At 59.5% G+C, this 22,351-nt stretch carries 24 protein-coding genes and 1 pseudogene; 14 read left to right on the top strand and 11 right to left on the bottom strand.

Annotated elements, in window-relative coordinates; translation table 11 throughout:
• Positions 1–327 precede the first annotated feature (327 nt).
• The 3 genes from ACXAGF_RS22685 to ACXAGF_RS22695 form a co-directional block, all read right to left on the bottom strand.
• Positions 328–1,836 (bottom strand): sensor histidine kinase, encoded by a 1,509-nt coding sequence (locus tag ACXAGF_RS22685; protein WP_475019818.1) that lies wholly within the window; start codon positions 1,834–1,836, stop codon positions 328–330.
• 132 nt (positions 1,837–1,968) lie between these two features.
• Complete coding sequence (locus ACXAGF_RS22690; protein ID WP_475019819.1) at positions 1,969–2,226, bottom strand: hypothetical protein; 258 nt, start codon at positions 2,224–2,226, stop codon at positions 1,969–1,971.
• 977 nt (positions 2,227–3,203) lie between these two features.
• Positions 3,204–3,416, bottom strand: a complete 213-nt coding sequence (locus ACXAGF_RS22695) for a hypothetical protein (protein WP_475019820.1) — start codon at positions 3,414–3,416, stop codon at positions 3,204–3,206.
• 325 nt (positions 3,417–3,741) lie between these two features.
• Here ACXAGF_RS22695 and ACXAGF_RS22700 point away from each other — a divergent pair.
• Together ACXAGF_RS22700 and ACXAGF_RS22705 are read left to right on the top strand one after the other, a co-directional pair.
• Positions 3,742–4,496 (top strand): IS5 family transposase gene (locus tag ACXAGF_RS22700; RefSeq protein ID WP_475019821.1). Its coding sequence is split into 2 segments (ribosomal slippage): positions 3,742–4,072 and positions 4,072–4,496, totalling 756 coding nucleotides; the frame shifts between segments, so codons are not numbered across the junction.
• Positions 4,497–4,574: 78 nt separating this feature from the next.
• Positions 4,575–4,832 (top strand): DUF982 domain-containing protein, encoded by a 258-nt coding sequence (locus tag ACXAGF_RS22705; protein WP_475019822.1) that lies wholly within the window; start codon positions 4,575–4,577, stop codon positions 4,830–4,832.
• Here the strand turns inward: ACXAGF_RS22705 and ACXAGF_RS22710 are convergent.
• Positions 4,829–5,104: a DUF982 domain-containing protein gene (locus ACXAGF_RS22710; protein ID WP_475019823.1), complete on the bottom strand. Its 276-nt coding sequence runs from the start codon at positions 5,102–5,104 to the stop codon at positions 4,829–4,831. The genes ACXAGF_RS22705 and ACXAGF_RS22710 overlap by 4 nt on opposite strands.
• Positions 5,105–5,434: 330 nt before the next feature.
• Here ACXAGF_RS22710 and ACXAGF_RS22715 point away from each other — a divergent pair, with 330 nt between their 5' ends.
• Positions 5,435–5,701 carry a WGR domain-containing protein gene (locus ACXAGF_RS22715; protein WP_475019824.1) on the top strand — a complete coding sequence of 89 codons (267 nt, stop codon included), beginning with the start codon at positions 5,435–5,437 and terminating at the stop codon, positions 5,699–5,701.
• A gap of 385 nt (positions 5,702–6,086) precedes the next feature.
• Here the strand turns inward: ACXAGF_RS22715 and ACXAGF_RS22720 are convergent, their stop codons facing one another.
• The 4 genes from ACXAGF_RS22720 to ACXAGF_RS22735 all read right to left on the bottom strand — a co-directional run bounded on the left by ACXAGF_RS22720 (position 6,087) and on the right by ACXAGF_RS22735 (position 11,462).
• The gene (locus ACXAGF_RS22720) at positions 6,087–6,398 is read right to left on the bottom strand and encodes a DUF736 domain-containing protein (protein WP_475019825.1); all 312 of its coding nucleotides are present in this window, start codon (positions 6,396–6,398) and stop codon (positions 6,087–6,089) included.
• A gap of 725 nt (positions 6,399–7,123) precedes the next feature.
• Positions 7,124–8,050 carry an ArdC family protein gene (locus ACXAGF_RS22725; RefSeq protein ID WP_475019995.1) on the bottom strand — a complete coding sequence of 309 codons (927 nt, stop codon included), beginning with the start codon at positions 8,048–8,050 and terminating at the stop codon, positions 7,124–7,126.
• Between the two features lie 282 nt (positions 8,051–8,332).
• Positions 8,333–8,917 carry a hypothetical protein gene (locus tag ACXAGF_RS22730; protein ID WP_475019826.1) on the bottom strand — a complete coding sequence of 195 codons (585 nt, stop codon included), beginning with the start codon at positions 8,915–8,917 and terminating at the stop codon, positions 8,333–8,335.
• An 808-nt stretch (positions 8,918–9,725) separates the two neighbouring features.
• Entirely contained in the window at positions 9,726–11,462 is a 1,737-nt protein-coding gene (locus ACXAGF_RS22735) for a ParB N-terminal domain-containing protein (protein ID WP_475019827.1), read from the bottom strand.
• Positions 11,463–11,993: 531 nt separating this feature from the next.
• On the opposite strand from ACXAGF_RS22735, the gene ACXAGF_RS22740 reads away from it, so the two are divergent.
• Positions 11,994–12,299: a hypothetical protein gene (locus ACXAGF_RS22740; protein WP_475019828.1), complete on the top strand. Its 306-nt coding sequence runs from the start codon at positions 11,994–11,996 to the stop codon at positions 12,297–12,299.
• Positions 12,300–12,490: 191 nt separating this feature from the next.
• Here ACXAGF_RS22740 and ACXAGF_RS22745 read toward each other — a convergent pair whose 3' ends face one another.
• Together ACXAGF_RS22745 and ACXAGF_RS22750 are read right to left on the bottom strand one after the other, a co-directional pair.
• A complete protein-coding gene (locus tag ACXAGF_RS22745) occupies positions 12,491–13,132 on the bottom strand; it encodes a DUF1419 domain-containing protein (protein WP_475019829.1) in 642 nt (213 codons plus the stop codon).
• Between the two features lie 185 nt (positions 13,133–13,317).
• Entirely contained in the window at positions 13,318–14,229 is a 912-nt protein-coding gene (locus tag ACXAGF_RS22750) for a DUF3991 and toprim domain-containing protein (RefSeq protein ID WP_475019996.1), read from the bottom strand.
• Positions 14,230–15,126: 897 nt separating this feature from the next.
• Between ACXAGF_RS22750 and ACXAGF_RS22755 the strand changes: the two genes are divergently transcribed.
• From ACXAGF_RS22755 to ACXAGF_RS22785, 7 genes and pseudogenes are all read left to right on the top strand, one after another.
• Entirely contained in the window at positions 15,127–15,732 is a 606-nt protein-coding gene (locus tag ACXAGF_RS22755) for a septal ring lytic transglycosylase RlpA family protein (RefSeq protein ID WP_475019830.1), read from the top strand.
• Positions 15,733–16,038: 306 nt separating this feature from the next.
• A complete protein-coding gene (locus ACXAGF_RS22760) occupies positions 16,039–16,248 on the top strand; it encodes a dodecin (RefSeq protein ID WP_475019831.1) in 210 nt (69 codons plus the stop codon).
• Between the two features lie 193 nt (positions 16,249–16,441).
• Positions 16,442–16,897, top strand: a complete 456-nt coding sequence (locus ACXAGF_RS22765) for a transposase (protein ID WP_475019832.1) — start codon at positions 16,442–16,444, stop codon at positions 16,895–16,897.
• Between the two features lie 103 nt (positions 16,898–17,000).
• Positions 17,001–17,570: a hypothetical protein gene (locus tag ACXAGF_RS22770; protein WP_475019833.1), complete on the top strand. Its 570-nt coding sequence runs from the start codon at positions 17,001–17,003 to the stop codon at positions 17,568–17,570.
• Positions 17,571–17,806: 236 nt separating this feature from the next.
• Positions 17,807–18,229 carry a SyrB-like regulator gene (locus tag ACXAGF_RS22775; protein ID WP_475019834.1) on the top strand — a complete coding sequence of 141 codons (423 nt, stop codon included), beginning with the start codon at positions 17,807–17,809 and terminating at the stop codon, positions 18,227–18,229.
• Positions 18,230–18,415: 186 nt separating this feature from the next.
• Positions 18,416–18,886 carry a hypothetical protein gene (locus ACXAGF_RS22780; RefSeq protein ID WP_475019835.1) on the top strand — a complete coding sequence of 157 codons (471 nt, stop codon included), beginning with the start codon at positions 18,416–18,418 and terminating at the stop codon, positions 18,884–18,886.
• A gap of 15 nt (positions 18,887–18,901) precedes the next feature.
• Positions 18,902–19,214, top strand: a pseudogene (locus tag ACXAGF_RS22785) (aldehyde dehydrogenase family protein); the annotation flags it as partial.
• Positions 19,215–19,245: 31 nt separating this feature from the next.
• Here the strand turns inward: ACXAGF_RS22785 and ACXAGF_RS22790 are convergent.
• Positions 19,246–19,926 carry a GntR family transcriptional regulator gene (locus ACXAGF_RS22790; RefSeq protein WP_475019836.1) on the bottom strand — a complete coding sequence of 227 codons (681 nt, stop codon included), beginning with the start codon at positions 19,924–19,926 and terminating at the stop codon, positions 19,246–19,248.
• Positions 19,927–19,981: 55 nt separating this feature from the next.
• Here ACXAGF_RS22790 and ACXAGF_RS22795 point away from each other — a divergent pair, with 55 nt between their 5' ends.
• Genes ACXAGF_RS22795 through ACXAGF_RS22805 form a run of 3 tightly spaced genes read left to right on the top strand, consistent with a single transcriptional unit; the run spans position 19,982 to position 22,348 of the window.
• On the top strand, positions 19,982–20,626 hold the full coding sequence (locus ACXAGF_RS22795) for an amino acid synthesis family protein (RefSeq protein WP_475019837.1): 645 nt from the start codon (positions 19,982–19,984) through the stop codon (positions 20,624–20,626).
• A complete protein-coding gene (locus tag ACXAGF_RS22800; RefSeq protein WP_475019838.1) occupies positions 20,601–21,392 on the top strand; it encodes an alpha/beta fold hydrolase in 792 nt (263 codons plus the stop codon). The genes ACXAGF_RS22795 and ACXAGF_RS22800 overlap by 26 nt, the downstream gene beginning before the upstream one ends.
• 35 nt (positions 21,393–21,427) lie before the next feature.
• Positions 21,428–22,348: a flavin reductase gene (locus ACXAGF_RS22805; protein ID WP_475019839.1), complete on the top strand. Its 921-nt coding sequence runs from the start codon at positions 21,428–21,430 to the stop codon at positions 22,346–22,348.
• Positions 22,349–22,351 lie beyond the last annotated feature (3 nt).

Here is a 22,351-nt window from a genome sequence, read left to right on the forward strand (position 1 = left end):
GAATAGCGACGAATTAAGGGGTGGGTTTTGGCTCGCCGCTGTGTCGGCTGTCGGACTGGCGAGGCCAATCGGGCGATCGGCCCCGTCCCATTTCACTTGACCAACTCGATCTCGCTTGGCCGCCAACTTCTGTCGAAAAAGGGCTCGAGCGGGCTGTAGAGACGCAGGACCGCAAACCAGCCCTTCTTCGGCTCGGTCTGCCGCGTGCAACGCCATCCGGCTGCTCGGGTGTAAGCCAGTCGGTCGTGGCACCATCCTGTGAGGACAACGCAGGGGATCGGGGGCTGGTCAGTGTCCATGCACAGGGGCCAACCACCCGGCACCGCCTTAACCTTTCTGGTTCATCGACAATGATGCTGACGGAATGTGGATTTCGCATTCCAGTCCTTCTGGTCGGTATCGACATTCCGCGTCTCCGCCCAGCCCGCGCGCGAAGACTGATCGGATCATCCGCGAACCAAAGCCCTCCGTCGATGGAGGACAAACGGGGGGGCCATTTCGCTCTTTCCATCGGAGAAAGAAGTGTCCACTCTCCCCCTCAGGTCCATAGCCCCAGGTTATTTCGACTGTTCCGCGATCATTGGAGAGGGAGCCATATTTGCCGGCATTGGTACAAAGTTCATGAATTGCCAGAACAAATGGCAGGACAATCTGAGCAGGCAACTGCACAGGTGGCCCCATAAATACGAACCGATTGTCATCGGCATTGAACGGCGAAACAACAATATTTTTGACAAGCTCTACAACCTGAACCCCTTCCCAATTCGTATTTGAGAGAAGAGATTGAGCATTTGCCAAAGCGACAAGCCTCTTCTCAAAATCGGTGTAGGTAGCCTCATCCACATCTTTCCGAATCGTGTTTGAGGCAATCGAGACAACGACTGAAAGCAGGTTCTTAACGCGATGAGTTACTTCCTGCATGAGCAGATTTTTTTGCTCTCGTGCGTGGTCACGCTCTATCGCCAGAGCCGCAATTTTTACCAGCAATTCGACGATGTCTCTTTCCTGTTGGGAAGGTGCCGCAGACTGGCGTTGGTAGATCGCAAAAGTACCCAGCACGGCGCCATTCTGCGACAGGATAGGGAAGGCCCAGCAGGACCGCAGATTGTACTGCCGCGCCAGATCCCGATAGTCTTCCCAGAGTGGGTCCGTCTCTATGTCACTTACGACGACAGCCTTTGCCTCGAACGCAGCTGTCCCGCACGATCCTGCCTTCGGTCCAATCTCCGCCCCGTCGATTGCCTTACTGTAAGCCTTCGGAAGATTAGGAGCGGCAGATACGTAAAGCTTCTGACCATCGGATGACAGCAATAAAATAGAGGCCAGGACATCTGAGTACTGCTCAATCGTCTTGACGATGCTCTCAAGGGATTCTTGAAGCGGCCTATCAGTCGCGATCAGTCCCAATGTTCGATTCTCTGCTTCTACAAGGATCTTTTGGCGCTTCACCAGTTCTTCGCGATCCTGGATGCGTCTCATAAGCCGACGGTACTCGTAGGAAATCCAGATTATCAGAGACGAAGACAACACAAACTGTAGAAGACCCAAGGGGCCGAATGCCGCTGGAATCTGGTGTTGGAACGCGACCCACGATCCGGCGAAACCGAGCAGGAAACACAAGAAGCCTGCTGAAGCTCCACCCAGAATCGAGCTCATCATCGTGGCAACGAGAACCGCCGCGAATGGTGGAACTGATGGATCAATCAGCCCAAGCGCCAAACGCACGGCAAGCGCCGCAGCGGCAAGCAACGCTGCAAGGCCAAATGCCCGCAGCGTTCCCGGCTCGACAGTGTAGATCGGAAGGCGATCGAAAACCCTCGTGCCCGCGCGAGGCATCGCTCTCCCCTCAGCATGTTTGAAACATACACAACGATAATACGACCGTGATGACCACGCAAGACAGCCGGAAACCGCCAGCGCAACTTGAGCTGCACGTGCGCGGGCCTTGGCCCGCCGACCTCCCGGCGGTCAGGTTATGGGTGAGGGCTTGCCCGATATCTTGAACGAATCCAGAATTTCTTCTTTGATTGCCAAAAGGTTGCGCTGCCCCTGAGAATAAAGGCGGATGATGGCACCGCCGAGCGCCTCGGCAGCCTCACTGTGGCGAGAAACGCCGCATTCTCGAAGACAGTCGTCAAAAACGCGTTGAAGCTCGTTCAGATCGTCGGGACCGAATGCTCTGTCGAACTTGCTGCCACCTGAATATGGATCGATGGACTTTGACACCATACTCCCTCCCTGTGGGGGCGAGAGTTGCTATCTCCCAGTCGTTCCGGCCATACATATGGAAGCGATGAGCAACAGTGCGCTATTTTTGAGGCTGCGGCTATCAGATTCGACATATCGCAACAAGATTAATCATGCTGCGCCGTGCGAACTCCCTCCAGCCCTCATGGTTGCGGCTCACAAGATTGAGGCGATGCCAGCCCGACACCGGTCCGATTTGCTCTGCGTACGGCGACAATCGGCAGCTAGTATTTGGCTAGAGGAGCTGCAGGAAGGGCATATCTGCGCTGAAGCGCTCGATCAGCCCGGAAGGCGGTAGCGTCCCATTCGCTGGCAATCTCGGCACTCGATCTCGAGATGTTCAGCCTTCAGGCCAGCAAGAACCGGTGGATGTGAACTTGGACGGCGATGGTCGATGAGCGGCGCCGCCTTGCCGGTGTTCCTTCCTTTTCTCTGCAAAGAGTATGGACGTCAACAGGGCCCCTGATCGCGGGCTAAAATCTAAATCGCCACAATTCCATGCTAAGCTTTGGAAATTAGGAGAGTTTCAATGACCTTTAAACCTCACGCCAGCGACTTCGCCGGCCCCGAGGACCTCCGAATGATGCAGGGAGTGTTCGACGAGCTTTGCGCCCGAGACCGGGTAAGCCGTCCATCCGAAGCTGCGGAAGATTTGGCTAGGCGGATCATGCGTCTCTTTGAGATGGGTATTCGTGATCGCGCCAGGTTCCTCGCCCTGAGCCCCTTGGCCTCAGATTCCCTATGACGTAGCTGTGTCAAACACACTAGGCGGGACGTGAAACCCACGCGGAGGGTCGCGACCCGGCGATTATAGGTTAGGGTCGCCGGGTCGCGTGTATGTGGCTCGTGTGGGGCAAACCACGGAGGCCAATGTACTCCTTCGCCAGCCTTCCGGCGATAAGCTAAATCTAGCCAGATCGGCTGCGACGTCGTCGAGCAAGTGCGAGACAAGCAGGCTATTTGAGCGCGGCCGGGTCCGCATCTACCTGCTGCAACGCTCGGGGTGCTTCGTCAGTGTCACCTTCGCCCTTGTTGCGTTTCATTCGCACTTCCGCCTGTTCCAACGCCATCGACAGGAGGTGGCTCAGTTCCTGCAACTGATCGCGGTCCTCCTCCGCCAGTTCGATCAAGTCTCTCAGTTCCTTGGCGATATAAGCGAACTTGTCCATGGATTGCCCCATCCGGAGTGAGTTACAGAACCATCCGCAAGTTAGAGAGCCCGGCACGTTCGCAATGCTGCAGACGTTGTGCCGAACCCTCCGCTCCCCTAGCTCTAAAAAATACCAGGAGATGTTTCGTCGGGCCTCGGCGCTTGGAGGGGACTTCCGTAGAGAGGCCGGGGCCCTAACCGTCCGACCGCAGGACGGCTGCCCTATAAACGACGCAGGACGAACTTTGTTCCCTCGCCACTTCTCTAGGCTCGAAACCCAATCAAATTGTTGATGGGATTAGCTATCCATGATTCATTGCCTGCAGAAGCAGGAGTGTTTGACCATGGCAGGCGAATTCTGGCTTGATGACGATCAGTGGGCGGTGATTTCGCCGCTGCTTCCGACCAACCAACCCGGCGCTCATCGTACTGACGACCGCCGGGTCATCAGCGGGATCATTCACGTCTTGCGGTCCGGTTGCCGGTGGCAGGATTGTCCATCCTGCTACGGGCCTTCGACAACGGTCTATAATCGCTTCCATCGCTGGTCAGCTAGAGGGATATGGCGGCGACTGTTTGAAGCTCTGGTGCAAACGAACGATCGGGACATCCATATGATCGATAGCACTACCGCAAAAGCACACCGTTCTGCCGCTGGCGGAAAAGGGGGGCGGATGCCGAAGCAATCGGTCGATCGAGAGGCGGCAGAACGACAAAAATCCATGCTGTTGTCGATGGTTGCGGCCGTCCAGTTGCGTTGCGAATAACGCCTGGGCAACGCGGTGATGCACCCGTTGCCATCCCGCTCCTTGAGCCCTTGCCGCCAACACGGCTCTGCGCCGCAGATACGGCTTACGACAGCGACGCCTTGCGCAGCTTCCTGATAATACGCGGCACGGAACCAGTCATTCCCAATAATCCAACCCGAAAGAGGATCAGACCGTTCGACCCGGTCGCCTACCGAAGACGGAATATCATCGAGCGGACATTCTGCCGTCTCAAGGACTGGAGGCGTGTCGCAACCCGATACGACAAGCTCATGATAAACTTCGCCGCAACCTGCTACATCGCAGCTATCGTCACATGGTGGATCAATTGAGTCTGGAGCCTAGACCGTTCCTGTCACAAAGCGGAACTCCATTCGTTGGTAGGCATTTACTGAACAAAGGGGTTCCCGATGGCCGCACGAAATCTGAAAAAATGGCGCAAGGCTGTGCTGGTGGAAATCGAGTTCGAAGAGGCGGCGGCCGTCCTGCAGATTGACAATACACGAGAGGCTGCCGAATGCCTGATGGAGCTTTGGCCCACGTTAGACGGGCCGGCATTCCATCGTGCACTGCTTGTCTGCCGTGGGGCATTGGAGGGTAGGATCGACGACGCAGGTGCGCGCGACGCGGCCGCGGAAGAGGCCGAGATCCTGGTGCCAGTCCACTAGAACGACGACTTTCGTGCTTGATCTGACGCCAGTGGCAGGCCTGCCTCCAGGCAGGCTGATATAAACGCTTCTCGGGCAACGGCCAGGGGCGCGCATTGGTTGATAGCTTCGCGACAAAGGCGAACCGCTCGATCATGATTCGGTGCATGACCGATTGGCCATTCATTCTCAAGAAAGTCGAGCGCTTCGTAGGGAGATGAAAACGTGTGCTGGATACCGCTCTGAAGGCGAACGGTAAGCGGGACACACCAAAGTTGATCCGATGGATGCATACTCTTCCTCCTCTTGATCGGGCCATCTCAGGAGTTGGCCATCAGCCGGGCGGCCAGAGGGCATTGCGTTGTCATCCTGAAATGGTGTGAAACTGCAACATCAAACGCTGCGAGCGGACGTTGGTTCCGGGGATGCTCAAGGTCGTGTGGAGTTCCGTGCGGAAGCCGAATGGGTTGCAACAAACTGTCGCCATCAGCAGAGTTGCAAGGGTTGGTGGGCATCCCGAAAGCGGACCGCGGCCTCTTCACATCACTAAAGTGAATCGGTCGGATCCAAACGATTCAAAACACTCGTTGGACGCGGAATCCGGGAAGCACGATCATGCGGGCATGATTACCCAGCGCTACCGACTCTACATTGAAAGAACCGACGAGACGAGGAACGTGGCACGCTTTTACGAGATGTCCATCGAGCCGAGCCTGTTCGGAGATGCTTGCCTGACGCGGCGTTGGGGCCGCATTGGGACGAAGGGACAGATGATGATCCGTCATTTTGAAGCCGAGCACGATGCCGTCGTCGTGTTCCTCAAACTCCTTCGACAAAAAAGGGAGCGCGGCTACACGGCTGTCTTACGTGGCGCTCACGCCAATCGCTAACGCATACCGTTCGGCTCGGCCATTGCGGCACAAGTTCCGCAACTTCAAGATCACCCTCGAAGCGTCTGACCGCGCTCAATGCCATCGATAGCAATGCGCAAGTTAGCCCACGGTTCGACGACCTGGATGCCGGGCTTATAGGTCATATCGTGCCTATTTGGCGCCTTTTAAGCGCTGCCCGCGGTGGCAGCCAGGGACCGCGGATGGGACTTGGGAAACCGTTCATCTTTCAGGCGGCATCCTCGCTTGGCATGAACGTGCATCTTGAGCAGCGTCCAGTTCGCCGCATGGCTGTTCAAACAGCCGGATCTGGCTCGGTTCGGGGTCTGGATTGGGTTTCTCGACAAGGAAAGAGGCCCCGCCTTCGGCGGAGCCTCCTGATCACTCAGTCCCTGACCTGGCGTGACCAGATGAGCTGGTAGCCGTCCTCACCTTCCACCTCGGAGAGGGTGGCGTAGATCGGAGCCGGAAAGCTCGGGCCGTCGAGTTTGACCGAGAGGTAGTCGCGGTCAGTCTGTTCCGAGCGTTTCTGCCAGGCCGCGCCAAGCTCCACGGCGCCGGCGTAGATGCGGAACTGCGGACCCTTTTCAGAGGCGTTTTCGACCCGGGCGATGCGCGCCTTTACGTTCAATGCCAGGGTGCGGATCGAACCGGTGAAGCCGCTTTCGGTGCTAGTGAAGGTGCCGATGGTTGCCATTGTCGTATTCCTTTCTTGTGTATCGGGCCGCGCCCATCGCGGCCTCGATGGCAGTCGCAAGGACCGGTGACGATCGGACCGCACCCAGCCGGGGTCCCATCGCGTGCAAGCGATGGGGTGGTGATCGGGCCGCAATGAAATGGAGGACGGCAAGTCGAAGATTTGTTGGTGGGAGAGGAGGAGGGCTGCCGGGGTCCCGCTCGACCCGTCGAGTGGGGTGGCTCCCTCGGGGTTAAGAAATCTGAGGCTTGCCGTTGCGGGAGGACGATCGAGGCGAAGCCGATCTCCGGTCAGACATGCCTCATCGAGCCCGCATATGGGTTGCCCGGAGCTCCAACGCCAAGGGATATGGCGATGGCATTTTCGACCGACACTTGCGTGCAACTACGAGCGGCAACGAGCAACGAGCGCCTTTGGCACCTGCAGGAGCGTTGTCTGCGCACACATCAATCGGGAACATCAACCTCCGTCTTGAGCTGCCCATTTGCCCAGCATGCCCGGAGCGATATTGTTGCGCTGCGAATCGCCGCCTGGAGGATCAATGCGTCAGCAGACAAAACCGTTCATCGTTGAACGAAAGCCATCCCGCAAACCTAAGCCGGATCCTCGAAAGCCATCAATCTGGGGACGGTTGGACGCTGACATCGCCCAAGGCCTCGAGGACCAAAGGGACAAGGATCAGTCGGCCGCCACCAGTGGTGACGACCGCACCTGATCGGTCGAGCTCAGGCGGACCTTTCAAACTGCCCGGCTTCCGGCTGCAATGCGTGCAAGAAGCTGACAGCGCGCTGTGCGTGCGCTGCCGCCTGAAAGATCGCGCGCTTGTCGCCGGCAAGCACCGACAACCACGACTGAAGGTAAGATGCGTGGTCAGGCCGAGGCTCCATCTCGGGAGCGATGCCGAGATCCGCACATAAAAAACAGCTGCCGAGCTCGGCAATCAGCTCTTCCCGCGCACGCTCTGTCCGATCCTTGGCATATCGGGAAAGGTCGCGCCCGACCCGATGGGGCGCCGCTGTCCAATGGGTGGCCTCGTGACTGAGCACCGCCGCATATCCCGCCGCGTCACGAAACGCTTCGAAGGGTGGCATCTGGATATAGTCCATGACCGGCGAGTAATAGGCCCGGTTTCCGCCATGACGAATGACGGCGCCGGTATTGCGGAAGAAGCGATCGGCGATCTCGATCCGTTCAACCGGGTCGAGCACCTTGGCCGGCGGTGCATAATAGCTGTCGGGCAATCCGTCGATCTGCTCGACATTAAATACCGAATAGGCCTTCAAAAACGGGATTTCGCGATCAACTTCAATGCCGTTTCCGTCCTCTTCGGACTTGGTGAAGCGGCTGGCGAATACGACAAGCGAGCCGGTCTCGCCCTTGCGGACGGCTCCTCCCAGTTCGAGCGCCTGTTTGAAGGTCATCCACATTGGCGAGACAAAGCCCCGAACTGTGCCCTCCGACCACAGCAGAAGCACGTTCACCCCCGAATATGGCAAGCCGTTGTGGCGCAGCGGCCGGGTAATCCTGCCCCGGGTGTTGGTAGCGCTCCATGGCTTCATCCAGGGACGCACGCCCTTTTCGAGATCCTCGACGATCCGGTCGGTGATCCGTGTGTAGATGTCAGCCCGGTCCGTTTCCGCCTTCCTGCTCATATCTTCCATCTCCGTTTCAAGGACCGCGCCTATCGCGACCCGTCACGGAAGTCCGGTGTCAGGGGTCGGTCGGATGGCCATGCACCGGAAAGGCCGCAACGACGTGAAGGACGGCGAAGCCGTTGCATGGGCAGCGCCGCTCCTGCAGGACCACCGAGCGGGACGGGTCGCGATGGCCAGGTCGCCGGTCTTCCATTTCGACAGGAGAAAGGTCGGTGCCTTCAGGCAACGGCCCTTTGAGGGAGTCGAGAAGATGGCGGGGCTGATGCCCCGCCGATGCGGCTATCCGAATGCCGCCAGCTGTGCCTCGGCTGTCTTGCGGTCGAGCGAGGCACCCTGGCTTTCTACCCTGCGATCGAAGGGCTTCCATATCTCGCCGACAACCTGTTCATAGGCAGCCACCGCGCCCTCGGCGGCCATGCGCAGGGCGTGGGACTGGACCCCCATGTCGGCTGCAAACTCGCGTTTGCGCTGTGCGGCGCTGTCATAGCCGACGGGGCCATCGAGATCCTCGTCACGGGCGTCGTTCGACGCTTTGGCCGTTGCATCGCGCGCTGCGGTCACTGCGCGCGAATAAAACTGCCCTGCGCCATGCGCCGATCCGACGAAGGCTCCGACGATGCGCTGCAAATGAATCTGCATGGCCTTCCCGCCCAGGCCTTCCGAGAGGCTTTCGGCGGTCTCGACGATCAGCCGTCCATGCAGGTTGCGGATGCCATCGCTGTCGACGACTGCTGTGCCGAAGCTTTCCGCGATCTTGAGGGCCTGGGCGGTATCGGGGCAGGTGAGGCGGACCATTTCGAGGGTGACGCCTTTGCGCAGAGGCGGTCGCGCGTTTGAGGGTCGAGAGGTAGCGGGCTTGGCCATGGCAGGTTCCTTTCCTGGCTCGCCGAAGCGGTTCCGGCCCCGTGCCGGTCTGCCCTTCGGTGCGGTTGACCAGAACCGGCAAGGGACGGACGGCTTCACAGGTCCGGGCCGGCTGAACAAGCAGGGCAGCCTTGCGGGCAAGCAGGTTTCAACCTGAGCAGAGCGCAGGACTGCCCTTGCGCGGAGAGGCTGGTCCGGCCGCCCCGCGGCGCACCAGCGGCCTTGAGACCGACCGGCCCCCGGTTCAGACCGCAACGAACAAGAAGGGCAGCGCGGCCCGGGAGGCCGACATCGACCGAAAGCCAGTTGAAGCCGACATGGCCAGCCCGCCATCACACCAACCGCAGCGAAGGGACAGTATCGCGCCTGTGTTTCCGGTCTGGCGGCCTATGTCGCCCGCAGACGTTGAGGGGAGCGCGAGATGGCCGATGATCCGGTCCGCTGCGCCAGCTCACCCTTGATGGCATCCGCTCGCTCCAGCTTTCGAAAGTGAGTGCCGTTGCAGGAGATGCGAGGCTGCATCCGGTCCAGCGCGGCAAGCTCCCTTTCATGTCCCGGTCGTCTCGGCACGTGGACCTGAACCTCCGCCTCATCGGCGAACCGGCCCTCATGACCCGTAAAATTTCCGCGTCAGCCTCCTCTATGGCCGGCGCACCGCCCACGCCCTGGCCAGGAAAGAAGAGCTATCCTGTCCTGAAACATGGCGAGGACCTGAACTTCAATAGGCGAAACGGCCAAACCGCCGGCGCTTCCGGCATACTCCACCCCCGACAGATCGAGGGTGGAAACTCTGTGCAAGGCGGCTGGGTCAGGCTGCAGCTGGCCTATCGAAATCAATGCCGCCTTCCTCACCAAGAGAGTTTACCGAACTCTGCGGATCGTTTTCGGAAACCTCGAGCTCTCCGTCGGACACTTCGTCGGCGGCGGCATCGTCTTGAGCGCCTCCACCGACAACGTCCGAGGCAGTCCCCGCGCGGACCCAGTCGAGCATCTCAGCGGCGGGCGGCGCGAAGCGGGCCGACGGATGGACGAAACGCTCGGTCGCAAAATGCTCCAGGAGCGCCCTGCGGGTTTCACGAACCTTGGGCCGCGGCTGGATGGACGCCTGCGCGCACGACGCGTCCAGAGCCTGGCGTGACAGGCACAAGAGAAACGCTTCCGAACCCATGTTCGGCAGGTATTCGTCAGCGCCGATGACTTCTCCGGCAACCCGCGAGACCATCCCGCTGTTGGAGATACCGCGACGGCACGACAGGGCGTCGATCAGAACCGAGCGCACGGCAACCCGGAGCGTGTCACGATCGAAGGCTAGCTTGCCAGCCTCATTAAAGAGACTGACCGCATGGCGGGCAAAGCGCTTGCCAGCATAAAACGTCCCTTCTGCACCGGAGTCGACCCGAACATTTGACCCGGCGAAAGCTAGGACCAGGAGCGCCATCAGCATCTCGTCCTTGATCGGCGCTCGGCCCAGCGCGTCATGCAGCGCGTCGGTGCGAAAGTCGCCGATCATGTCGTGGCCTTTCTGGGTCACATCCGGCCGAACCTTCGGCATCGCCATCTCGTCGGCAGGCTCACTGCGCTCTGAAGCGCCGCCGTCGCCGGCACCTTTTTTCTTTGCCGTGTCGGGTATCCGGTAGTGGACGGTCTGGATCTTCCCGTCGCGGTCGAGATAGAGCGCTGTGTGGTCGGCCTTCGACGGCTTGCCAAAGACCTGGTTTGCCTTCTTCGGCAGTTCCGGCTGACCCCAGCTATTGACCTCGACGATTGCACCACGCTTCGGAAGATTGCTGGTCATCCACTCGTGCTGGGCGCCGAGGAAGCCCTCGACATTTGTGGTATAGCGGCCGTCCTGATCGGCAGGTGCAAAAAGATCCTCCACCCATTCGATGCCGTAGGCTTGAGCAAGATCATCGCCGAAGCTCGCATCCTTTGCATACATCCGCTTCGTGGTCAGCGCATTCGCAATCTGCCACCAGGATGCCGTGTCGCCCTTCTTTGGCTTTTGCGCCTTCCACACCTCCTTCTGGTCAAACTGGTCAGCCGCCGCGATCACACGCAGCTGCTGTTCGGATGGCATATCGCCAAGCGCCATCTGGTCGAGCATCGCAGGCAGCACGTTTGCAAGAAGGCGCAGCTTGCGGATCTGGCGAAGAGGAAGGGCGAGCGCGACGGCAATCGCCTCCTCGGTCCAACCGAGAGCGACGAGCCGTTCGACGCCGCACCACTGGTCGACCGGGTTCAACGGTTCGCGCACGCTGTTTTCGACCATGGACCGCATGGCGCCGTTGTCGCTGGCAACATCAGCCACGAGAATCTCTATTTCTTCAAGCCCGGCGGCAATGGCCAGCCGGACCCGGCGATGACCAGCGTCGATGATATAGCCGTTGCCGCCGTCCGGTTCGGGCGCCACGACCGGTGGCTGGACAATGCCAACGGCCTTGATCGTGGCAAGCATCAGAGCGTCGGCCTGCGAAGAGGATTTCGACTGGCGCATCCTGTCTGGATTTTCCTTCAAAGCTCGGGGATCAACCTTGATGATCTGCATCGGTGCTATCCTTTACGGAGGTTTCCGGGCCGGCACCTTGCCAGCCCTTCCTGTCTTCCCTTTTCCTCGAAGACATCTCCCGGACCGCCGATCGGCTGGACTGCCGCAACTGCAGCCGAGCATCCCTGCTACGAAGGACAAGCGGGGCTAACGAGCCCTGCGCAGGACAAGTGGCCGGGATCGCGCTGGCGGCGGTTGAGCAACAGCGCCGGCTGGGCGGCCGATCGGCGACCTATTCCCTTTCCTCTCTTCATCATTTCTTCGTTTCTGCTGTCTTCTCAGCGCCAATGACGGACGCTGCGAATGACGCCCGGCGATACGGCTAGATCAGAACGCGATGAAGGGCGCCGACCCACCTGGCCCGTTTCCAATCCTGGGCGATATCGATCGCCAAGGCAGACGCCGCTGTCGGGACATCATCTGAACGGAAAGTTTTGCTCACTTGTTGATGGGGTGAGATTTCAGGTCGCGACCCGGACACCCCCCTGATAGATGTCGCCGCCTGTCCTTAAAAGTTCGAGTCAGGGTTTGATGAACAAAGGCTACGAAACCCGGAAACTCATCGCACAGCGTGCCATCGATCGTGCAAACTCCCGCGGTGCTCCCATCGACCGGGATCCTGACTTCATTGCCTTGCTGGACGAATGGGTTCGTGGCGATATCGATATGGACATGCGCGAGCGGTACCTCGGCATTCTCGCCCTTCAGGAGGCAGAGCGCCGCGAACGCCAGACGCGGGCAGGCCATGTCGAATTGCCCCGGCGTCGTCGGCCGTCGATCAGAAAGAAAAAGGGCCGTCGGAGTAAACCGCGGCCCGTAAAGTGTGGAGATCTGTAACCTCCAGAGGGGAACAGCTGAGCGGCGGAACTGGGAGGAGACCGCCAAGTGCTTCAGCTATACGCTTTATGCTCTCTTTTTCATCGGAAGGCACCTATTATTTGTGCATCGCAGCTATGCAGTGACAACGGCGCTCTGATCCGCCATGCCAACCACAAGCTGGTCCCCGATGCCCCTCAAGCGACTTCGCTTCATCGCGGGTTGATCCGTTCTGGGCAGAACTCTGACCAGGCCGCCTGCGTTGATGGGAGGTGGCGCAGATGCACCGGCAGATTGGCCGAGATCTCATCATCGGTGAGGGCGTCCAGCAACTTCACGAACGCGCCTTCCTTGCTACCGTAGAGCGTGATCGTGCGATGGCTCTGCATCGACGCTGGCCAAAGCTCGCCGGCATGGCCGCGATAGTCGTCGGCGGTCATGCTCCAGATATGCTCGAGCCGTTCTTCGCGCGTCATCACACGTACCGGCCGGCTTTCGCGCGAAATGATTGCCGTTCGCATGGTGCCCACAGATGTCCGATCAGACAGGTCGCAATAGGCATGAAACCAGCGCCTGGCCTCACCGATCCTGAGCGCGAAGAAAACCGAGGTCACCGAGCCGGCCATGAACTCGCGCATGGCAAAGACAGGTCCACGCATCCACAGCGGAGGCAGGATATCCAGCATGTAGTCATAGAGATCTTCGTCGATCTCAAACCATTCGCCGGCATAGATTGCCGACTGGTCGGCTTTGAGCCGGTTGGGACGCCTGGCATGACGGTCAAACATCCGGAACATCTCGTGACGTCTTGCGGCGCCTTGGAAGACTTTTCGGGGAGAGGGGATCGAGGTCATCTGTAGCTCCTAGTGGGGTTTGGACCGAAGGCAGCCGCTGCCCTGTGACTTGGCATCCTCTTCAGTCCGCATGACCCCTTCTGCGCAGCCGGCCTCGCGTTCGGCCGGGTCAAGGGCCGGCCTCGCCGGGCGGAGCCACCCTTGACGCGGCCGGCGCGTATGCGGCACGCCACTTTTTCCCTGCCCTACCTTCTTTGCTGCCTGTCATCCTCCCGGTTCTGAAGGGCCTCGTTCCAATCATCCGCCGGTGGCCTGAGACGCTGCCAGTCACAGCCGGAAGCCTGGGCAATGACACGCAGCCGGTCCGCGTAGACATCTCCTTGAGGATTGGCATCGGTAGCTGCGACAAGCTTCAGGCCCGGACGTCCGGCAAGCGTGATGAGCGCATCGTCAGTCGCCGGGGACCAGCCGCCACCGGTGCTGAGGTAGAGCGTGAGCTCGCGAAGGCCCTCGAACGCGGCAAGGCTCATTGCATCGATCGCAGCCTCTGTGACGCAGAGGCGCGTGGCGGCGCGATCCCCCAGCCGAAACAGGATCTTGCTCCCACCGGTCGCAAAGCCACACCAGTCGGGCCCTCGCTCCTCCCAACCCACGACACGCCCGTTGCTATCGACATGGGCCGCCCACATGCTGCCGAAGGGCCCCTCGCGCAGGACGCCCTCTCGGATCGCCTGACGGACAACTGCGGTGGGAATGGATCGCACCCGGCACAGGTAACGCCAGGCAGCAGATCCGGGCGAGGGGATGGGCCGGGCCCCCCACCGTTCGTGAAGGCTTCCGTCTTTCGCCGAGGGTCGCGATGGCCTCCACTCCGGCCGGGACAGTCGAAACCCAACAAGCGAGGCAACTTCTTCGGTCGCAGACGGGAAGGAAAGGCCGCCAAGAAACATTGCAAGACCAAAGACGTCGCCCTTGCGGTCGCTGAACGGATCAAACCATCCGCGTCCGTCATGCGTTACGATGATGATATCATTGCCCTGGCGATATTTCATGACGCGAGGGGTGCTCTTCTTGAGATCAATCTCGTAACCCGTTCGCTCCAGAACAGCTTCGCAACTCACCTTGGCGCGCAGCGCCTCCAATTCTTCTCGCTTCATCTTCACCTCAGCCGCTCCGCGGCTCTCCCCTTGTTTCCTGCCCACACTTTGCGGGTCACTGTCAGCCCGCCGCGAAGAGCGGAGGGTGCAAGGGCGCGGCGAGCAATTGACAGAAGTCGCAGTTGAGAGCCGCGGCGAAGCTTCCCTTGCGCCCGACAGGGCGCCAGCGGCAGGGAAAGCGGGGCTCAATGAGACCCGCGCGGGTAATACTCATGCAGGATCTCAAGATCGTCTTCGTCATCGAGTTCGTCGGATGGAAGGACGCCGAACTCGTCTCCGGATCTGAAAAGGGTGATCGGGACCATTAGATCATTGCAGAGGTGGAACGCGTGGGACTGAGCGAGGGAAAGGTCGTATGCCATGTTCGAGTGCTCCATCGAAAGCGGGCCAATCCCCGCTGATGGCTGCTCAAAGGAACAGGGACGGTCGCGATCACCGCGAAGACGGAGGCGGAGCGGCGGCAGCTTGGCTCGCAGACCCCTTGAGGGTTGATCGACGGAGACCCGGACATGGTCCAGGTCGCCATCTTCAAAAGCGGGATTGGATTGCTATCGCTGTTGCCGCCCGTTCGATATCGAACCTGCCGATGTATTGCCTCATCTGGCTCGTGCCTGCAGCAGGGGTTCTTCGCAAGCAAGCAGACGCCGTCCAGATCACCGGCGACAACCGCGATGCAGTTCCCGAACATATCGGCATTTGGGAATGGGCTGATCTCGAAATCTCAGCCTGCGACACCATCAGAAAACTCATTGTCACTGGCCTCAGAACGCCGGCAGACGTGACGCAAGGGTCGAGATACGCACATTTGACCGACCCGATCAGCACAAGAGGAGGCGGCCTGCTCTCAATAACCCCGCCTTCGAGACAACGGGATAGGCAATCGAGACGAGGAGCGAATTGATCTCCTTTATGCCCCGCATCGTGTCTATGTGGATGGAACCGCTGCAGAAAACGACGTCTGCGCAGGTCTTAGACGACTTCGTCGACGAAGAACGGGAGATGTTCTGCAGGGTTTCACCGCGCGAACAAGAGAAGCCGATTCCTTCGAATGGGACCAGGGAACCATTTTCGCCCTCAACAGTTGCCTCCAAAATCACTTGCGGCCGGGAAGGTTACAAGGTGTATTTTCGATCATCAGTCCCGGCTTGCGTTGTGGCATTTGCTGTTTTCGTCAGCCCCACCTCGAACGCTTCAGATCTTAGCTGCGGCCGAGCTTCCTGGTATGCCATTAATTCGCGCACCGCTTCCGGTGAACGCATGAACCCTGCCAAACTGACCGCTGCACACAAGTCGCTCCCCTTCGGCACCACCCTGAGGGTCATCAACGTGCACTCCGGATGGAGCGTGGTCGTCCGCGTCAACGATCGCGGCCCATTTGTCAAGGGACGGGTACTCGACCTTTCGAAGGCGGCCGCGTCACAGATCGACATGATTGACGCCGGCCATATTGAAGTTTGCTTCCGAAAACTAGCGTCCTTCGGAACCGACAGGACTGCCAATTAGGATAAATGTTTGGGGAGGTTGCTGCACTTGGATCGGAGAGAAGACTGGGCTCATGCGGCTATGTCATCGTTGTGCAGATGATATTTTGGTGACTATTGGTGTCCGCGACTGACGGCGGATCCGAGGTCCGCCAATCCATTCCCTCATGGTGGAAGGCCTGAACACAGCCGAGCCGGGTTGACGTATCCAAACGCGGATCTCCGGGGTCGTTTGACATTCAACGCAGATTCCCCGATCGTTATTGAAACTGTCCGCAGATCGCCCCTGTCACGCCATTTCCATTCGAAATCCAAACAGGAGGATACTATGACCGACCACGTCTACAAGAAAGTGGAACTTGTCGGAAGTTCAAAGACTTCCGTGACCGACGCGATCGAAACGGCGATTTCCAGGGCTTCCAAGACGATGAGGAATCTGGAATGGTTTGAAGTCGATCAGATCCGAGGGCACATCAAGGATGGCGATGTCGCGCATTATCAGGTGGTAATGAAAGTAGGCTTTAGGATTGACGACTGACATCGTCAGGCTCTTTCCTTAAGGATCACCTTGCCGGTCCGAACTGTCGATCATGCGGAGCATGCATGCTCGTTCAATTCCATGACCAGGCAACGACTCCAGACAGACTTGATGTTACGCTTGCCGCATGTCAAGCAGACCCTAGGCATTGCCGATCTGAATTGGCGATGAAAACTTCACCAGGAACAAGACGATGGCAGATGAGCAAAACCTTGAATTGAACCCCGCGACTGATGAGGGAAGCGTTGGCGCAGCCCCCATCAGTAAGGTGCGCAAAGCAGCCGTTGCCCGCAAGACCGGCGCAAGGGCGACGCGCGCGGATATCGAACAGGCCGGTTCTGTTCCATCAAACAAAAGATCTCGTCGCTATTCTGCAAGCGAGAAGTCTGAATTGCTTGATCAGATTGAAGCCCAGATAGCCAACGGGAGCACGCTGAAAGCGGCCGCCAAGGGAGCAGGCATTTCAGAGCAAACCTACTATCAGTGGAAACGTGCGGCCTCGGCAAAGGAAACGGGCGAGGACACCGGAACCGAAACGTTGGCGGACCTCATCAAACTCGAAACAGAAAACAAGCGGCTGCGCGAGCTGCTTGCCGAAAAGCTGCGTGCCGAAAACGCTGACCTTCGCAAGCGTTTGGGGATGGACTGAGGTCCGTGCCACCACGTTCGCCTTGAAGAAGCCCGCGAATTGGCGTAGGTCGCCCCTTGCGCATTCTCTGAATAGTAGATCGATCCCGGGGGATCTAATCTGAATGAAAGCACGACGGAATTTCGTTGTAGAATTCAAATCCGGTCGGCGATCGCAAAGATCAAAGAACGCATCCATCTGGGGCGACACCGATCTCAAGGCCATCGCTCTCGAGGTCGAGAAGCAAACACCTCACACCTTCGAGCAGCCGGACCGCTTGATGGCGACAAGAGAGCAACTGTCCCCGCCGCATGTGGGCGATATTGTTGTTGCAGGCGGCCATCAGGGGGCTGAGCCGGCCGTCACGATTGCGCCCGTCGAAGAGCTTGCTATGCCGGTTATGGCTGTTGAACCTGCCGAGCCGCAGCTTCAAGCCGCACCCGCGATCGAGGAGACAGAAGATAGTTTGCCAGCTGTTGTGCACAGCCGACCGAAACGATCTGCCGCTCCGGTGCCTCAATCCCGGTCGAACATTCCCAAGCGCCGCGTCCGGGACGCAGCTTCCCATTTGTCGACCGATAAGGATGAACTGCTAGAGCTCGAAAGCGAAAATCTGCGCCTGAAGGTACTGTTGCGCTCTCGGCTTGAAGCGGAGAATGCCCGACTAAGGTCGATGCTCGCCCGCTTTTCGTAGCGGATACGTAAAACAGCCTGAGTTGCATGTGGGGCGAAAGGCGCGGCTGGCGGGCCTGCACTCACGCGCAACTCGTCAAGATCGCGATCCGATCCTGAATTCAGCCCATGCGCTTGCAGGCGAAGGTTTGACGATACGCTTGCATTAACATCGCCGATTTCTTGATGTAGCTCGATTATTGACTCTGCACTCCGGCCATTGGAAAAAGAAACCCTGTTCCAGAGGGGAGACGGCGCATGGCAGACGAGAACAATACAGGCAACAATACAGAGGTGACGGAAACGAGTGCGCCTGCGGAAACTGCGCAGCCCAAGAGGGGACGTCGACCGCGGCAGCAGAAAGCCACATCGGAAGCATCTGCTGCAGCACCGGAGGCAAGCGCTGCTCCGGTGGGCAGGGGACGCAGAAAGCGGACAGGGAAGCCCGCCCAGATCAAAGCTGCAGAACTGAAAGAGGTCGTCGCCAAGACCAAGGCAAAGGGCAAGGCGGCAGGGAAAGGACGGACGACAAATCAGGCGACAAAGGCGCCGGCTCCAATCCTGGACGACATTGCAGACCTTCTTCAGCTGGAGCAAGAGAATGCGCGCCTGCGCAAGGCGCTCGCCGATAAACTGCGGGCTGAGAACGCCGATCTGCGCAAGCGGCTTGGACTTGCATAATCGTGCGGCAAAGGGGCCCGACGCGCGTTGCGTGGTCGGCCTCGATTTTCTCGGCAGCGGGTGAGCCTTAAGGCCGAGGCATTGATTCCCGGCGAACGCTCGAGGTGACGACGCATAATGAAATCACCATGGAAATTCCTGGTTCAGCTGGCGTCTCGGGGGAGAACCACCGAGACGCCAGAAGGCATGGAAGATACCGATACCGCGAAGACGAACGAGGCGGCACCGGCGCAGGATGAAATACTGTCAGCACGCTATCCTGGCGACGACATTGCGCCGCCACTGCAGGACGCTGACGATGTGGCCGATGACGTCGATGCCAAAGCGGCGGCGAGCGATGCTGTCGAAGCTGCCAGTAACAGTGGACCAAGCACTTCGGCCGATCTTTTACGGCCCGATGATCGCAAGTTGTCAACGGAACGCGCCCTACCTTCCGAGCGCCTCCCTGTTCGGCAAACACGGGCCAGGGAAACAAGGCGCAGGAGTGATGCGGTAGTTGATGCGGCAGAAGGCGCTTCGGCGCCGCCGGTGAGATTCGTCGATGAGGTCGCCCTGCTTGACGAAGAAATCAATCAACTGAGACGCCAGCTGGCGGCAAAACTATCGCTGCAGAATGCGCAGCTTAGAAGGATGCTCGAACGGTTCGACGCATCTTGAACTGACGTCTCGCAACCGTACTACGAAACCGCCGCCCGCATGAACAACGAGCGAATTCGGCAACGGCACTGCAATTTTTTGCCAGCGACGGCAATGCCGCACGTGAGTTCGCGCACCTGATCCAGTCGGCATGGTCGGCATCAACGTGCCAATCCCGGTACCGATGGCGTTCCACTCCTTCGGAGGATGGAAAGACTCGTTGTTCGGCGACCACCACATGCACGGTCCCGAAGGCGTGCGCTTTTACACCAAACTCAAGACGATCACCTCTCGCTGGCCCACTGGCATTCGCTCCGGGGCGGACTTCGTAATGCCGACGATGCGCTGAGGTGAGTTTGCCAGGAGCTGCACCTACAAGGTCAGGCCAGGATCGTTTTCGCAATCGCGGCCGCCGCACTGACATGGGCGCGGCAGGCAGCGGCAGCCGCTTCTGGATCGTTCGCATCAATGGCCCCAAAAATCTCGCGGATCTGCGAAGGGCCCGATTCCATTCGGTTCGCTGTCGAAAGGGTCATGACGCGCAACCGAGAAATACGGCTGTTCAGGCGACTGACGATCTCCCAGGCGATGTTGTGCCCACCGGCCTCAAAGACGATCTTGTAGAATTCCGTCGTGGCATCCAGCACCCCGACGGGGGAATTCTGCTTCGACGTCTGCTCGAGTTCAATCATCGCCTTTCGCAGGCGCGACTTTACATCTGGTCCGGCCACTCGCGCACAATCGGCAACTGCGGTCGATTCCAGCGAGGCCCGGATTTCGTAGATCTGGCGAGCGTCGTTCCAATCCAGCTTGGCTACGATCGGACCCTGTTTTGCCAGCATTTCCACGAGGCCTTCTGCCTCAAGATGGCGGATGACCTCACGAATGACGGATCGTGAAACGCCAAGCTGATCACAAAGCGTGCGCTCCACCAGCCTCTCACCGGGCTCGAACAGGCCGCCGATAATGGCGCGGCGCAAGCGATCGAGCGCGATTTCCCGAAGTGTTGCGGGCGGGGTTTCGATGCGGAGAGCCGCGAGGTTTTCGGCGTTCTTTGTCATGCCTGTCTTCATAGCCCCAAAAAAAGATCCAGACAATGGGTTGACACGTTGTCCGATGGTATACCAACATATACGCAGATGGACGACAGGAGGATACCCAGTGACGCTGGTCCGGAAAACGCTGCTGCATGTCGAGACAACCTACGTGGAGGGCGGCAAGGAGGCTGCCGGGCCTTTGAAGCTGATTGCGGCGATGGCGGTTGTAAAAAACCCCTGGGCGGGTCGTGGTTTCGTCGAAGATCTCAAGCCGGAGATCCATACTGTCGCCCCCATCCTCGGCGAGCTCTTGACCAGGATGATCATCGATGAGGCAGGTTCCGGCGAAGCGGTCGAAGCCTATGGCAAGTCAGCCGTCGTTGGCCTCGATGGTGAAGTGGAACATGCATCGGCCCTCATACACACCCTTCGTTTCGGCAATCACTACCGCAACGCCGTCGGTGCAAAGTCCTATCTTGCCTTCTGCAACACGCGTGGTGCGGCGAATGCTCCGATTATGATTCCACTGATGGACAAGAACGACGAGGGGCGGCGCTCGCACTACCTCACCATTCAATGCGCGATCCCGGACGCCCCGGCAGCGGACGAGATCGTCGTCGCGCTCGGCGCTTCCATCGGCGGCCGCCCGCATCACCGCATCGGCGACCGGTACCAGGATCTCAAGGAGCTGGGTCACGATGTTGCGAACCCTGCCGCGATCTAGGACGCCTTCGGGCGCAGCCTACCTGGAGTTGGGCGAGGGGGAAGAAACCCTCGTCCTCATCCACGGGGTCGGGATGCGTATCGAAGCCTGGCAGCCGCAGATCGATCAGCTGGCAAACGATTTTCGCGTGATCGCGGTCGATCTTCCAGGTCACGGCTCATCGGATGCGCTTGAGGGCGCACCTGGATTGCCACGCTACGTCGAATGGTTCCGACGCTTCCTGGAGGAAACGGAGCCAGGGGTGGTGAATGTCGCGGGTCACTCGATGGGTGCGCTGATCGCAGGTGGTATCGTTGCGACAGCGCCCGAAAAGGTGAAACGCGTCGCACTGCTCAATGGCGTTCATCGTCGCGGGAAGGACGCGCGCAAGGCCGTGGAGGCGCGGGCCAGGGAAATCGGCTCGGGCGACTTTGACAGGGTGGCACCGCTAGCGCGCTGGTTCTCTGAAGATGAAAAGAAAACCGAAGCGTATGCACTGGTACGGAACCTGCTGCGGACGGTCGATCCATCGGGCTATGCTGCGGCATATGCAGCCTTTGCCGGCGGAGACGCCACATATGCGGATTGCTGGCCGCAGATCGAACGCCCGGCACTGTTCCTGACAGGGGATGGTGACCCGAACTCCACCGCCGACATGGCGCGGGAAATGGCCGCCGCCGCTCGCCGAGGACGGGCCGTGGTGATCGAGGGGCATCGTCATATGGTGAACCTGACAGCGCCTGACGAGGTGAACCGTGCGCTTGCCGACTGGCTGGCAGACGGTTGAAAATGTTCGGTCCTCAAGGACCACGGGAGGAAACCATGACATCAGATGCAAGAGCGCTACGCGACGCCTTTGGGGCATTTTTGACCGGTGTCACCGTTGTCACGACTGTTGACGATGCGGGCGCGCCGATCGGCTTCACCGCCAACAGCTTTACCAGCGTTTCGCTCGATCCGCCGCTTCTGCTTGTGTGCCTGGCCAAAACCTCCCGCAACTACGCAGCTCTCACCAGTGCCAGGGGCTTTGCCGTCAACATTCTGTCGGAAGGGCAAAAGGACGTTTCCAACACGTTTGCGCGTCCGGTCGAGGATCGCTTCGCATCGGTCAAATGGCAGAGCGGTCCATTCGGATCGCCGGTCTTTGGCGACGTTGCCGCATGGTTCGATTGCACGATGCATGAGGTTGTCGATGCCGGCGACCACGTCATCCTTATCGGCCGGGTCGAGGGCTTCGACAACAGCGGCAAGGCCGGTCTCGGATATGCGCGCGGCGGCTATTTCACACCGGCTCTTGCCGAAAAGAGCCTGCTCGCCTCGACCGAGCGCCTCTTCCTCGGGGCGGTTGCCGTCCGGGACGGCGAAATCCTGCTGGTCGAGGACGGCAAGGGGGGCTGGACGTTGCCCTTTGTGGAGAAGGCCGAGGGTGACGGGATGGAGGTTCTCGAGCACCACATCGCCAGGACCGTGGGCCTGCCGCTCACGACCGGGCTTCTCTATTCCGTCTACGAGGACACCAAGACGGGCGGGCAGCATGTCGTCTACCGGGGCGAATTGGCTGCCGGCGCGGCAAAGAGTGGCCGGTTCTTCCCCATTCAGGCTCCGCCCGTGACAGAGATCGCCGACAGCTCCGTGCGCGATATCGTCAAGCGCTACGGGGCGGAGAGCATGATCGGCAACTTCGGCGTCTACATTGGAAACCAGGAAAAGGGCCGGGTGCACGCCGTGGCCGCAAAGGGGTAAGCC

The organism is Mycoplana sp. ABR4_002 (assembly GCF_056159645.1).